Source organism: uncultured Amphritea sp., from assembly GCF_937127095.1.
In the GTDB taxonomy this organism is placed as follows: Bacteria; Pseudomonadota; Gammaproteobacteria; order Pseudomonadales; family Balneatricaceae; genus Amphritea.
Genome location: NZ_CAKZLP010000062.1, coordinates 26,770 through 39,279, shown reverse-complemented (window position 1 = coordinate 39,279; position 12,510 = coordinate 26,770). Strand labels below are relative to the sequence as shown.

18 protein-coding genes are annotated in these 12,510 nt (G+C 50.5%); 2 read left to right on the top strand and 16 right to left on the bottom strand.

What is annotated here, in order from left to right; all coding sequences use genetic code 11:
• Nucleotides 1–71: 71 nt before the first annotated feature.
• Nucleotides 72–632, bottom strand: coding sequence for a single-stranded DNA-binding protein (gene ssb, locus Q0499_RS15880; RefSeq protein WP_299201063.1), 561 nt, complete (start codon nucleotides 630–632; stop codon nucleotides 72–74).
• Between the two features lie 180 nt (nucleotides 633–812).
• On the opposite strand from ssb, the gene uvrA reads away from it, so the two are divergent.
• Both uvrA and lepB read left to right on the top strand, forming a co-directional pair.
• Complete coding sequence (uvrA, locus tag Q0499_RS15875; protein WP_299201060.1) at nucleotides 813–3,644, top strand: excinuclease ABC subunit UvrA; 2,832 nt, start codon at nucleotides 813–815, stop codon at nucleotides 3,642–3,644.
• 259 nt (nucleotides 3,645–3,903) lie between these two features.
• Nucleotides 3,904–4,440, top strand: a complete 537-nt coding sequence (lepB, locus tag Q0499_RS15870) for a signal peptidase I (RefSeq protein ID WP_299201057.1) — start codon at nucleotides 3,904–3,906, stop codon at nucleotides 4,438–4,440.
• Nucleotides 4,441–4,653: 213 nt separating this feature from the next.
• Here lepB and rplQ read toward each other — a convergent pair whose 3' ends face one another.
• The 15 genes from rplQ to rplE form a co-directional block, all read right to left on the bottom strand.
• A complete protein-coding gene (gene rplQ / locus Q0499_RS15865) occupies nucleotides 4,654–5,046 on the bottom strand; it encodes a 50S ribosomal protein L17 (RefSeq protein WP_299201054.1) in 393 nt (130 codons plus the stop codon).
• A gap of 40 nt (nucleotides 5,047–5,086) precedes the next feature.
• On the bottom strand, nucleotides 5,087–6,091 hold the full coding sequence (gene rpoA / locus Q0499_RS15860; protein ID WP_299201051.1) for a DNA-directed RNA polymerase subunit alpha: 1,005 nt from the start codon (nucleotides 6,089–6,091) through the stop codon (nucleotides 5,087–5,089).
• 26 nt (nucleotides 6,092–6,117) lie between these two features.
• Nucleotides 6,118–6,738: a 30S ribosomal protein S4 gene (gene rpsD, locus Q0499_RS15855; RefSeq protein ID WP_299201048.1), complete on the bottom strand. Its 621-nt coding sequence runs from the start codon at nucleotides 6,736–6,738 to the stop codon at nucleotides 6,118–6,120.
• Nucleotides 6,739–6,756: 18 nt separating this feature from the next.
• Complete coding sequence (rpsK, locus tag Q0499_RS15850; protein ID WP_019622838.1) at nucleotides 6,757–7,146, bottom strand: 30S ribosomal protein S11; 390 nt, start codon at nucleotides 7,144–7,146, stop codon at nucleotides 6,757–6,759.
• A gap of 24 nt (nucleotides 7,147–7,170) precedes the next feature.
• Nucleotides 7,171–7,527 carry a 30S ribosomal protein S13 gene (gene rpsM, locus Q0499_RS15845; RefSeq protein WP_299201043.1) on the bottom strand — a complete coding sequence of 119 codons (357 nt, stop codon included), beginning with the start codon at nucleotides 7,525–7,527 and terminating at the stop codon, nucleotides 7,171–7,173.
• Between the two features lie 143 nt (nucleotides 7,528–7,670).
• Complete coding sequence (gene rpmJ, locus Q0499_RS15840; RefSeq protein ID WP_083935407.1) at nucleotides 7,671–7,787, bottom strand: 50S ribosomal protein L36; 117 nt, start codon at nucleotides 7,785–7,787, stop codon at nucleotides 7,671–7,673.
• Nucleotides 7,788–7,811: 24 nt separating this feature from the next.
• Nucleotides 7,812–9,140, bottom strand: a complete 1,329-nt coding sequence (secY, locus tag Q0499_RS15835; protein ID WP_299201040.1) for a preprotein translocase subunit SecY — start codon at nucleotides 9,138–9,140, stop codon at nucleotides 7,812–7,814.
• Nucleotides 9,141–9,575: a 50S ribosomal protein L15 gene (gene rplO / locus Q0499_RS15830; protein ID WP_299201037.1), complete on the bottom strand. Its 435-nt coding sequence runs from the start codon at nucleotides 9,573–9,575 to the stop codon at nucleotides 9,141–9,143.
• A gap of 10 nt (nucleotides 9,576–9,585) precedes the next feature.
• On the bottom strand, nucleotides 9,586–9,768 hold the full coding sequence (gene rpmD, locus Q0499_RS15825) for a 50S ribosomal protein L30 (RefSeq protein ID WP_091361832.1): 183 nt from the start codon (nucleotides 9,766–9,768) through the stop codon (nucleotides 9,586–9,588).
• A 6-nt stretch (nucleotides 9,769–9,774) separates the two neighbouring features.
• On the bottom strand, nucleotides 9,775–10,275 hold the full coding sequence (gene rpsE, locus Q0499_RS15820) for a 30S ribosomal protein S5 (RefSeq protein ID WP_091361834.1): 501 nt from the start codon (nucleotides 10,273–10,275) through the stop codon (nucleotides 9,775–9,777).
• Nucleotides 10,276–10,286: 11 nt separating this feature from the next.
• Nucleotides 10,287–10,637 (bottom strand): 50S ribosomal protein L18, encoded by a 351-nt coding sequence (rplR, locus tag Q0499_RS15815; RefSeq protein WP_126159349.1) that lies wholly within the window; start codon nucleotides 10,635–10,637, stop codon nucleotides 10,287–10,289.
• A 9-nt stretch (nucleotides 10,638–10,646) separates the two neighbouring features.
• A complete protein-coding gene (gene rplF, locus Q0499_RS15810) occupies nucleotides 10,647–11,180 on the bottom strand; it encodes a 50S ribosomal protein L6 (protein WP_299201033.1) in 534 nt (177 codons plus the stop codon).
• Between the two features lie 11 nt (nucleotides 11,181–11,191).
• A complete protein-coding gene (gene rpsH, locus Q0499_RS15805; protein WP_299201030.1) occupies nucleotides 11,192–11,584 on the bottom strand; it encodes a 30S ribosomal protein S8 in 393 nt (130 codons plus the stop codon).
• A 68-nt stretch (nucleotides 11,585–11,652) separates the two neighbouring features.
• Complete coding sequence (rpsN, locus tag Q0499_RS15800) at nucleotides 11,653–11,958, bottom strand: 30S ribosomal protein S14 (RefSeq protein WP_299201027.1); 306 nt, start codon at nucleotides 11,956–11,958, stop codon at nucleotides 11,653–11,655.
• Between the two features lie 10 nt (nucleotides 11,959–11,968).
• Entirely contained in the window at nucleotides 11,969–12,508 is a 540-nt protein-coding gene (gene rplE / locus Q0499_RS15795) for a 50S ribosomal protein L5 (RefSeq protein WP_091361841.1), read from the bottom strand.
• Nucleotides 12,509–12,510: the final 2 nt, after the last annotated feature.

Below are 12,510 nucleotides of genomic sequence, written 5' to 3'. Positions count from 1 at the left end.
ACAAAAACAAGAAAAGCCGCGCTATGCGCGGCCCAACTCGATATTCTTAACAAAAACCTCTAAGGTGTTTCTCAGAACGGAATGTCATCATCAAAGTCATCCATGCTTGGCGCCTGTTGAGGTGCTGGCTTCTGGTATGACTGTTGTGGCGGTTGCTGTGGCTTCTGATAGTTTTGCTGTGGTGCTTGTTGCGGAGCCTGTTGTGGCTGATAGTTCTGCTGTGGAGCAGCCTGAGGCGCCTGCTGATATCCACCTGCCTGTGGCTGTTGATAACCGCCACCATTGCCGCCTTCGCCACGACCATCAAGCATCTGCATCTCGCTGGCGACGATCTCCGTGGTGTAACGGTCCTGGCCCTGCTGGTCCTGCCATTTACGGGTACGCAGCGAACCTTCCAGGTACACTTTAGATCCTTTGTGCAGGTATTCACCGGCGATCTCTGCCAGGCGGTTAAAAAACACCACCCGGTGCCATTCTGTGCGTTCCTGCTGTTGGCCGGTCTGCTTATCTTTCCATGATTCAGAGGTTGCCACCGTGATATTGGTCACCGCATTGCCGCTCGGCATATATTTTGTTTCAGGCTCGTTGCCCAGGTTACCAATCAGGATGACTTTATTAACACCGCGTGCCATTGATCTCTCCAATATTTTTTAACTGTTTGCAAACGTTTGCTGCGTAATTTTACAGCTAATGCATTGGCGTAAAGCATAGCATAAATATTACTCCCGGCAGCGGAAAAAATCGTCAGATCAGGTGTGGAGGCCCGCATAACTCTTTATACTTGTGCTTTTGCATTGGACACGGAAACAACGATGGACAAGATAGTGGTTCGCGGCGCCAGAACACACAACCTGAAGAATATCGACATCGAAATACCCCGGGATAAACTGGTTGTTATTACCGGACTGTCAGGCTCAGGAAAATCATCTCTGGCATTCGATACGCTCTACGCTGAAGGTCAGCGTCGCTATGTGGAATCGCTCTCGACCTATGCCCGTCAGTTCCTCTCGATGATGGAAAAGCCCGATGTCGACCATATCGAAGGCCTTTCACCGGCGATCTCTATTGAGCAGAAATCAACCTCTCACAACCCACGTTCTACTGTGGGTACCATCACTGAGATCTACGATTATCTGCGTCTGCTGTTTGCCCGTGCGGGCGAGCCACGCTGTCCGGATCATGACCTGCCGCTGGCCGCACAAACCGTCAGCCAGATGGTTGATCAGGTGCTGGCACTGCCGGAAGGTAGCAAACTGATGCTGTTAGCGCCCGTCATCCAGGGACGCAAAGGTGAGCACTTACATACTATCAGCGAACTGCGTTCTCAGGGGTTTGTTCGCGCCCGCGTCAACGGTATCGTCTGCGATATAGACAGTATTCCGGAGCTGGACAAGAATAAAAAGCACCATATCGAAGCGGTCGTCGACCGTTTTAAAGTGCGCGATGATATGCAGATCCGTCTGGCCGAATCGTTCGAAACTGCTCTGGCGATGACCGATGGTATAGCCACCATCAGCTATATGGATGGCGATGGTGAAGAGCTGGTGTTTTCCGCTCGGTTTGCCTGCCCTAAATGTGGTCACAGCATCCAGGAACTTGAGCCCCGGATGTTTTCATTCAACAACCCACACGGTGCCTGCTCATCCTGTGATGGTTTAGGCGTAAAGCAGTTTTTTGATCCAAAAAAAGTGGTCTTCGATGAGACGCTGACCCTGTCGGAAGGGGCAATCAGAGGCTGGGATCGCCGCGCCTTGTACTATTTCCAGCAGCTGAAAGCGGTATCCGAGCACTACGGTTTTAATATGGATACCCCGTTCAAAGAGCTAACGGCTAAACAACAGAAGATGATTCTCGATGGCAGCGGTAAAGATAACATCGCTTTCCGTTACCTCAACGACCGTGGCGATGTGATCAGCAAGTCCCATCCCTTTGAGGGGGTACTGAATAACCTTTCACGCCGGTATCGTGAAACCGAATCCGATATGGTGCGCGAAGATCTGGCGAAGTATATCAATATGCAGGAATGTCCATCCTGTCATGGCAGCCGCCTGCGTCGCGATGCACGCCATGTATTTATTGATGAAAAAACACTGCCAGAACTGGTTCGCCTGTCGATAGGTGACAGCTGTGACTATTTTGATAACCTCAAGTTAACCGGCAAACAGGGTGAGATTGCCGATAAGATTCTTAAAGAGATCCGCCTGCGCCTCGAGTTTCTCGTCAATGTCGGCCTGGATTATCTCTCACTGGAACGCAGCGCGGAAACCCTGTCTGGCGGTGAAGCACAGCGGATTCGACTGGCCAGTCAGATAGGTGCTGGCTTAGTCGGTGTTATGTATATTCTCGATGAGCCGTCCATTGGACTGCATCAGCGGGATAACGACCGCTTGCTGAAAACGCTGATCCATCTGCGGGATCTGGGTAACACCGTGATTGTAGTGGAACATGATGAGGATGCCATCCGTCTGGCTGACTACGTTATCGATATCGGCCCAGGCGCCGGCGTTCATGGCGGTGAGATTATCGCCCAGGGCACCCCGGCTGAACTGATGCAGTGTAAAGAATCGATGACGGCGGACTATCTGTCTGGACGTCGCCGAATCGAAATTCCCTCTGAACGCCACCACCCGGATGGCCGCTGGCTACAACTACATGGCGCAACCGGTAACAACCTGAATAGTGTCAATCTCGATATCCCGTTGGGATTATTAACCTGTGTTACAGGTGTTTCCGGCTCCGGTAAATCCACGCTGATCAACGGCACCCTCTACCCGATTGCCGCCACCGAGCTGAATGGTGCCACCACCCTGGATGCCGCCCCTTATAAAGAACTGAAAGGGATGGATCTGCTGGATAAAGTGATCGATATCGACCAGAGCCCGATCGGTCGGACTCCACGATCAAACCCGGCCACCTACACCGGCATCTTTACGCCGATACGCGAGCTGTTTGCCGGCACCCAGGAAGCCCGTTCCCGGGGTTATAAACCCGGTCGCTTCAGCTTCAACGTCAAGGGCGGCCGCTGTGAGGCCTGTCAGGGCGATGGCGTGATCAAAGTGGAGATGCACTTCCTGCCGGATATCTACGTCCCCTGTGATGTGTGTAAGGGCAAACGCTACAACCGGGAAACGCTGGAGGTTAAGTACAAAAACAAGAGTATCCACGAAGTGCTGGAGATGACTGTTGAAGATGGCCGCGAATTCTTCGATGCGATCCCCGCCCTCTCCCGCCGTCTGCAAACCCTCATCGATGTCGGACTCTCCTATATCCGTCTGGGACAAGCCGCCACCACCCTCTCCGGCGGTGAGGCACAGCGGGTGAAGCTGGCCAAAGAGCTGAGTAAACGGGACACTGGTAAAACCCTTTACATACTCGATGAGCCAACCACAGGTCTGCACTTCTACGATATCCAGCAACTGCTGAACGTACTCTATCGCCTGCGCGATCACGGTAACACCATCGTGGTAATCGAACACAACCTGGATGTCATTAAGACCGCCGACTGGATTATCGACCTCGGTCCTGAAGGCGGCACCCGTGGCGGGCAGATTATCGCCACCGGCACGCCAGAAACCGTTGCAGAAACGGCAGGATCTTATACCGGGGAGTTTCTTAAGCCATTGTTGGAAAAGGCAAAAAGCTGAGACGTAACTAGACCGTCGCTTCGCGGGGTCAAAGCAGAGAAGTTGCTAGAACGTCGCTTCGCGACTCGCTAGACGCGGCTGCGCCGCTTGCTAGTTGTTAGAAAAAGCGTAAGGTCAGTAAGGCTGATGTGTAGAACATCGGCCTTTTTTATAGTTTTGGGATAAAGGCCAGACGAACAGGATAAACGGTGCTCAAATCGAGAGATAGATGCAGTATCATTACTGAAAGACGATATTGCTAAACAGGGACGTTATTACCGTGCAAAAGATCAGGAAAATATCTACATTCAAGCTCATATTGGCTCTGCTGGCGATCATTATTATCGCTGTGCTGCTCGTATTAGCTTATCTATTCTTGACCCCTAAGCTGATCAATATTGGCAGCACAAATATGGAGCCAACGCTTCATAAAGGCTCGACCGTAACCTTCCTACCCTATGCAGCATTTTCCTATCAGCCAGAACGCTGGGATGTAGTCTTATACCAGAATAAGGGTGGAGATAATTCCATAGGCCGAGTTGTGGGTATGCCTCAGGAAACTATCCAGCTTATCGACGGTGAGCTCTATATCAATGAGGATATCCACCCCCTCCCAGCAAAACTGACACAGGCGGGCATCAGATACCGCGCAGCGGATGAGTTCCGTCAAAAGAAAGACGGTAAAAAAGTCACCCATCAAACCGGCCATGACGAATACTTCATTCTCGGCGATAACACTGCTGCTTCGTTCGATAGCCGTTATCAAGGAGCTGTGCCACGGGATTCAATCATCAGCTCAGTGATGAAGCTTTATTGATCAAATAGAGAGCTATCGTGCGTCAATTCACGGCTCGCCAGACGCGGCTGAATGGTCAATCTAGCAAGTGGCGAAGCCACGTCTAACCACTAGCAGGAAGCGTAGCTTCCGTTCTAGCGAGCGCCGCAGGCGCGGTCTGCGGGTGTTTTTAAGCCCGTCTTCCAGGCGAAAAAAAACCCGGCATAGCCGGGTTTTTATTGAGAGTCGAAGAGATTAATCTTCAGAATCTTCTACCGCTACAGCATCAGCTGGACGGTCAACCAGTTCAACGTAAGCCATCGGCGCGTTGTCACCAGCACGGAAGCCACATTTAAGAATGCGAACATAACCGCCTGGACGACCTTCGTAGCGAGGACCCAGTTCGTTAAACAGTTTACCGACAGCTTCTTTGCTGCGGGTACGGGCAAAGGCCAGACGACGGTTAGCAACCGAGTCTATTTTTGCCAGTGTGATCAGAGGCTCAGCAACACGACGCAGCTCTTTAGCTTTAGGCAGCGTGGTCTTGATAAGCTCATGTTCGAACAGGCTTACAGCCATGTTCTTGAACATTGCTTTACGGTGCGCACTTGTACGATTAAAGTGACGACCTGATTTACGATGACGCATCTTTTTATCCTTGCCAAACTGTTAGGTTTAAAACCGCAGATCAGGAAGCGACTTTATCGTCGTTTCTGATGCTCGCTGGTGGCCAGTTTTCCAGGCGCATACCAAGCGACAGACCTTTAGACGCCAAGACGTCCTTGATCTCGGTCAGCGATTTCTTACCCAAGTTCGGAGTCTTAAGCAGTTCTACTTCGGTACGCTGAATCAGATCACCGATATAGTAGATCTGCTCTGCCTTCAGACAGTTGGCGGAACGTACAGTCAGCTCCAGATCATCAACCGGACGCAGCAGGATCGGATCGATCTCTGGTTCTTCCGGTTCATCGTTAACCTGATCCTTACCACCTTCCAGATCTACAAATACAGCCAGTTGCTGCTGCAGAATTGTTGCAGCACGACGGATGCACTCTTCTGGATCGATAGTACCATTGGATTCAATGTCAATAACCAACTTATCTAAGTCAGTACGCTGTTCTACACGAGCACTTTCAACTACATACGACACCAGGCGAACCGGGCTGTAGGTAGCATCGAGCTGCAGGCGACCGATGGTCCGAGACTCGTCCTCATCAGATACGCGCGCGTCAGCTGGCACATAGCCACGACCACGCACGATCTTCAGTTGCATGTTAAGGCTTGCACCTTCGCTCAGATGAGCGATGACATGCTCCGGATTAGCGATTTCAGCATCCTGATTCAGCTGGATATCAGCTGCTGTAACAGGACCGGCTTCGCTCTTAGACAGAGTCAGGGTTGCTTCGTCACCATTATGCAACGCGACTGCGACACCTTTAAGGTTGAGCAGGATTTCAATTACGTCTTCCTGCACACCCTCGATGGTGCTGTACTCATGCAGCACACCCTCAATCTCTACTTCAGTGATGGCACAGCCAGGCATTGAAGAGAGAAGGATACGGCGTAGCGCATTACCCAGCGTATGGCCAAAACCGCGCTCCAGTGGTTCCAAAGTAACTTTTGCACGAGTTGCACTAATTTCCTGAACGTCGATGTGACGGGGACTTAGAAACTCGTTTACTGAACGCTGCATAGTTCCACCAATTAAGAAGTCAATATTTACTTAGAGTACAGTTCGACAATCAGCTGCTCATTGATATCAGCAGACAGATCGCTACGCTCTGGCAGGGACTTTAAAGTACCTTCCATCTTCGCAGAATCAACTTCTACCCACTCAATAGCAGTACGCTGAGAAGCCAGTTCCAGTGCGTGTTTGATGCGCAGCTGAGTCTTGGACTTTTCACGAACGGCAACCACATCACCAGCTTGTACCTGATAAGACGGAACGTTCACGGACTGACCGTTAACTGTAATCTGGCGATGAGAAACTACCTGACGTGCTTCTGCACGAGTAGATCCAAATCCCATACGATAGACAACATTGTCTAGACGCCCTTCCAGCAACTGAAGAAGGTTAGTACCAGTCGCTCCAGAGCGACGGGCAGCTTCCTTGTAGTAGCTGCGGAATTGCTTTTCAAGAACGCCGTATGTACGACGAACTTTCTGTTTTTCACGAAGCTGTAAACCGTAATCAGATAAACGACCACGACGAGCGCCATGTACACCTGGAACATTTTCAGCTTTACACTTACTGTCCAGAGCACGAACACCGCTCTTCAGGAAAAGGTCGGTACCTTCACGGCGAGACAGCTTGCATGTTGGTCCTAAATAACGAGCCATATTATTACTGTCTCCGGATTAAACGCGACGTTTCTTCGGTGGACGACAACCGTTGTGAGGAATCGGTGTCACGTCCGTGATGTTGTTAACCTTGTATCCACATGCATTCAATGCACGTACAGCGGATTCACGGCCTGGGCCTGGGCCCTTAACAAAAACGTCTAAATTCTTTAGACCATACTCTTGAGCAGCTACACCTGCACGTTCCGCAGCAACCTGTGCCGCGAAGGGTGTACTCTTACGAGAACCACGGAAGCCGGAGCCGCCTGCGGTTGCCCAACTCAGGGTATTGCCCTGACGATCAGTAATAGTAATGATCGTGTTGTTAAATGAAGCGTGGATGTGAGCGAATCCGTCAACAACCTGCTTTTTAACCTTTTTACGTGTGCGATTACCTGGCTTAGCCATACTGGAAATTCCTATCGCTTACCATTACTTACGGATTGGCTTACGTGGGCCCTTACGGGTACGCGCATTAGTTTTAGTGCGCTGACCACGGAGAGGCAGACTACGACGATGCCGCAGACCACGATAACAGCCCAGATCCATCAAGCGCTTGATGTTCATGGATACTTCACGGCGAAGATCGCCTTCAACTGTCATCTTGGCAACTTCGCCACGGACGATGTCCAGTTGATCTTCTGACAAATCTGCAATCTTTGTGGTCTCTTCGATTCCACAAGTGACGCAGAGGTCCTTCGCTGTAGTGCGGCCAATTCCGAAGATGTAAGTCAATGAAATTACCGCATGCTTATTGTCAGGAATATTGACGCCAGCTATACGGGCCATTCAATTTACTCCAACTCATTAGCATGCACCTGTGCTTTTCACAGGTACTGCAAATTCTTCTATTAATGGAAGGCGCGAGATTCTACACTTTGATCAAAAATAAATCAAGGCTTCGCGCCAACCACTCCCAGACCAGGCGTTAATTAACCCTGGCGCTGCTTGTGTCGTGGTTCAACTTTACAGATAACCCGCAGAGTACCGTTACGACGTACGATCTTGCAGTTACGGCAGATTTTTTTCACAGATGCACGTACTTTCATGATCAGCTCCAAATAGCAGGAGGGCTAGCGCAGCAGGCCAGCTCCGCCTCCTTTAAGATTCGACTTCTTCATCAGGGATTCATACTGGTGAGACATCAGATGCGACTGTACTTGTGCCATGAAATCCATCACAACAACAACTACGATCAGCAGTGACGTACCACCGAAGTAGAAAGGTACATTCCAGGCCACGACCAGGAACTGAGGCATCAGAGATACCGCAGTGATGTACAGAGCGCCAAACAGTGTCAGGCGGCCCAGTACGTTATCGATGTACTTAGCAGATTGCTCCCCTGGGCGAATACCCGGGATGAATGCACCAGATTTCTTCAGATTATCCGCTACATCTTTAGGATTGAAAACAATCGCAGTATAGAAGTAACAGAAGAAAATGATACATACCGAAAACAGCAGGATGTACAGCGGCTGACCCGGGCCCAGCGCGAGTGCGACATCCTGTAGCAGTTCCATGCCTTCAGTCTGGCCAAACCACTGACCAAGTGAAGCAGGGAACAGCAAAATGCTTGAAGCGAAGATCGGCGGAATAACACCAGCCATATTTACCTTTAACGGCAGATGACTGGTCTGCGCAGCATACATACGACGCCCCTGTTGACGCTTCGCATAGTTGATGGTGATACGGCGTTGGCCGCGCTCCATAAACACAACGAAACCGACAGTGGCAACCGCCAGCACAGCAATGGCCAGCAGCGCCAGGATATTAAGATCCCCCTGACGTGCTGATTCAAAGGACTGACCGATAGCACTAGGCAAACCGGCCACAATACCAGCGAAGATCAGTATCGAAATACCGTTACCGATACCCCGCTCAGTTACCTGCTCACCTAACCACATCAGGAACACTGCACCCGACACCAGCGTTACAACTGCTACAAAGTAGAAATTGAAGTCTGCTGAGAATGCTATGCCCTGATTAGCCAGGCCAACCGCCATACCAAATGACTGAACAGTCGCCAGGATAACGGTACCGTAACGAGTATACTGATTGATCTTCCGACGACCAGCCTCACCCTCTTTCTTGAGTTGTTCAAGCGACGGACTCACCACCGTCATCAGCTGCATAATAATAGAGGCAGAGATGTACGGCATGATACCCAGAGCAAGAATACTCATACGTTCCAGCGCACCACCGGAGAACATGTTAAACATGCTCAGGATAGTGCCCTGGTTCTGATCAAAAAGTGATGCCAGACGATCAGGATTGATACCAGGTACCGGAATATGTGCACCGATACGGTATACAACGATCGCGATCAAAACAAACAGCAGGCGGGATTTAAGCTCGCCTAAGCCGTTTTGAACGCCTGCTGGTACTGGTCCTTTCTTAGCCATTTATTCCTCGACTTTTCCGCCTGCAGCTTCAATTGCAGCCAGAGCGCCTTTGGTCACTTTAAGACCTTTAACGGTAACTGCTTTGGTGATTTCACCGGACAGGATCACGCGCGCACGCTTGATGCTGTCTTTGATGATATCTGCTTTTTTCAGTGCATCCAGATCGATAACTTCAGCATCAATCTTACCCAGCTCATTCAGACGAATTTCTGCAACGAATGCAGCCTGACGAGAGGTAAAACCGAACTTAGGCAGACGACGCTGCAGTGGCATTTGACCACCTTCGAAACCTGGTTTCACAGAACCGCCGGAGCGGGATTTCTGACCCTTATGGCCACGACCACCGGTTTTACCCAGGCCGGAACCAATACCGCGGCCGACACGCTTAGGAGCGTGTTTAGAACCTTCGGCAGGACTCAGTGTATTAAGACGCATAATGTGCTCCTTATTCGCCTTCTACACGAACCATGTAGTTAACTTTATTGATCATACCGCGTACGGAAGGAGTATCTTCCACAACAACAGAGTGACCGATTCGGCGCAGACCCAGACCCTGGACGCACAATTTGTGCTTTGGCAGGATACCGATGGTGCTGCGTACAAGTGTTACCTTGAGAGTAGATGCCATCGTTGATTACCCCAGAATGTCTTCTACGGACTTACCACGCTTAGCAGCAACATCTTCAGGAGATGTCATGCTAGCAAGACCGTTGATAGTTGCGCGAACAACGTTGACTGGATTTGTAGAGCCGTAGCACTTAGCCAGTACGTTGTGAACACCAGCGATCTCCAGTACGGCACGCATCGCGCCTCCGGCGATTACACCGGTACCTTCAGAAGCTGGCTGCATGTACACTTTAGAAGCACCGTGACGGGCTTTAATAGGGTACTGCAGAGTTGTGCCGTTCAGCTCAACTGTGATCATATTGCGACGCGCTTGTTCCATCGCTTTTTGAATCGCAGCAGGCACTTCACGCGCCTTACCACGACCGAAGCCTACGCGGCCATTACCGTCACCAACAACAGTCAAAGCGGTGAAACCGAAGATACGACCACCCTTAACTACTTTGGCAACACGGTTAACCTGTACAAGTTTCTCTTGTAGGTCACCGTCTTTCTGTTCGTGATTTGCCATTGTCAAACCCCTTAGAATTCCAGGCCGCCTTCACGGGCTGCATCTGCCAACGCTTTAACTCGTCCATGGTATTTAAAACCAGAACGGTCGAAAGCAACCTTAGTCACGCCAGCGTCTTTCGCGCGCTGAGCGATCAGTGTGCCTACTTTAGTAGCGGCATCAGTGTTACCGGTAGTATCACTACGCAGGTCTTTCTCTACAGTCGAAGCTGCAGCCAGAACCTGACCACCATCAGCAGAGATAACCTGTGCATAGATGTGACGTGGTGTACGGGTTACACACAGACGTACTGCGCCCAGTTCACGCATTTTGTAACGGGCACGGCGGGCACGGCGAATACGAGATGTTTTCTTTTCGTTCATGACCCTACCTTACTTCTTCTTAGCTTCTTTACGGCGAACGAATTCGTCAGCGTAACGTACACCCTTACCTTTGTAAGGCTCTGGTGGACGGAAAGCACGAACTTCAGCAGCAGTCTGGCCCAGAGTCTGTTTATCAGCTGCGGACAGCACGATAGTAGTCTGGCCTTCCATTGCCGCAGCAACGCCTTCAGGCAGTTCGTATTCGATTGGGTGCGAGAAACCCAGAGTCAGGCTCAGTGTATTGCCGTTAACGGCAGCACGATAACCAACACCCTGAAGCAGCAGTTTCTTAGTGAAACCAGTGCTTACACCAACAACCATGTTATTAACCAGAGAACGGGTAGTACCGGCCAGCGCGTTAGCAGCTTTACTGCCATCACGTGCGACGAACTTCAGTACGTTCTCTTCAGCGGTTACTTCTACAGACGGGTGAACAGCCAGATTCAGGGCACCGTTACCGCCCTTTACATTAATCTGCTGACCATCAACCTTAGCTTCAACACCTGCCGGTAGGACAACGGGACTTTTAGCAACTCGAGACATATTTCCAGCTCCTAGAATACCGTGCAGATGACTTCGCCGCCGATACCGGCAGCACGTGCAGCACGGTCAGTCATCACGCCACGAGAAGTGGAAACGATAGCTACACCCAGACCGCCAGAAACTTTAGGCAGGTCAGACGCGCCTTTGTAAACTCGTAAACTTGGACGGCTAACGCGCTGGATAGATTCAATAACCGGCTTGCCATCAAAGTATTTCAGTTCAACAGTCATCACTGGCTTAGCTTCGCCTTCAACAGCGTAGTCAGCAATGTAACCTTCCTCTTTCAAAACTGCAGCAACAGATGCTTTCAGCTTAGAAGCAGGCATAGTTACAGCTGATTTTTCAGCCATATGACCATTACGAATACGCGTTAGCATATCCGCAAGAGTGTCTTGCATACTCATGGTTTATTTTCCTTTGTGCAGCTCAATGCGGTAGCAGGATGGGAATCATCCTGCCCAGACCATTGTGCTTACCAACTAGCTTTCTTCAGGCCCGGAACATCACCACGCATTGCTGCTTCACGCAGTTTGATCCGACTCAGACCAAACTTACGGTAAACACCGTGTGGACGACCAGTAACCTGACAACGACGCACCTGGCGAACCGGGTTAGCGTCACGTGGCAGCTTTTGAAGAGCTACCTGAGCTTCCCAAACTTCATCTTCAGAAGAAGCTGGGTTCTTAACAATCGCCTTAAGTGCAGCACGCTTTGCAGCATACTTAGCAACTGTTTTTGCGCGTTTAGCTTCGCGCGCTTTCATTGATTCCTTAGCCATTAATCTACCCTTACTTTTTGAATGGGAAGTTGAGGGCTGCCAGCAGGGCACGACCTTCGTCGTTAGTGCGAGCAGTGGTGGTGATGGTAATATCCATACCACGCAGCTTATCTACCTTATCGTATTCGATTTCAGGGAAGATGATCTGCTCTTTCACGCCCATGCTGTAGTTACCACGACCATCAAAAGATTTCGGGTTCAGACCACGGAAGTCACGAATACGTGGGATCGAGATATCAACCAGACGGTCCAGGAATTCCCACATACGCTCACCGCGCAGGGTTACCTTGCAACCAATTGGCCAACCTTCACGAACCTTAAAGCCTGCAATTGATTTGCGGGCCAGGGTTACAACAGGCTTTTGACCTGCAATTGCCTGCATCTCTGCTACGGCATTATCCAGCTGCTTTTTATCACCCAGCGCTTCACCAACACCCATGTTCAGGGTGATTTTGGTCAGGCGTGGTACAGCCATCACGTTAGGACAGCTAAGATCGTCTTTCAACTGCTGCTTAACGGACTCGTTATAGAGTGCTTTTAATCTAGACATGG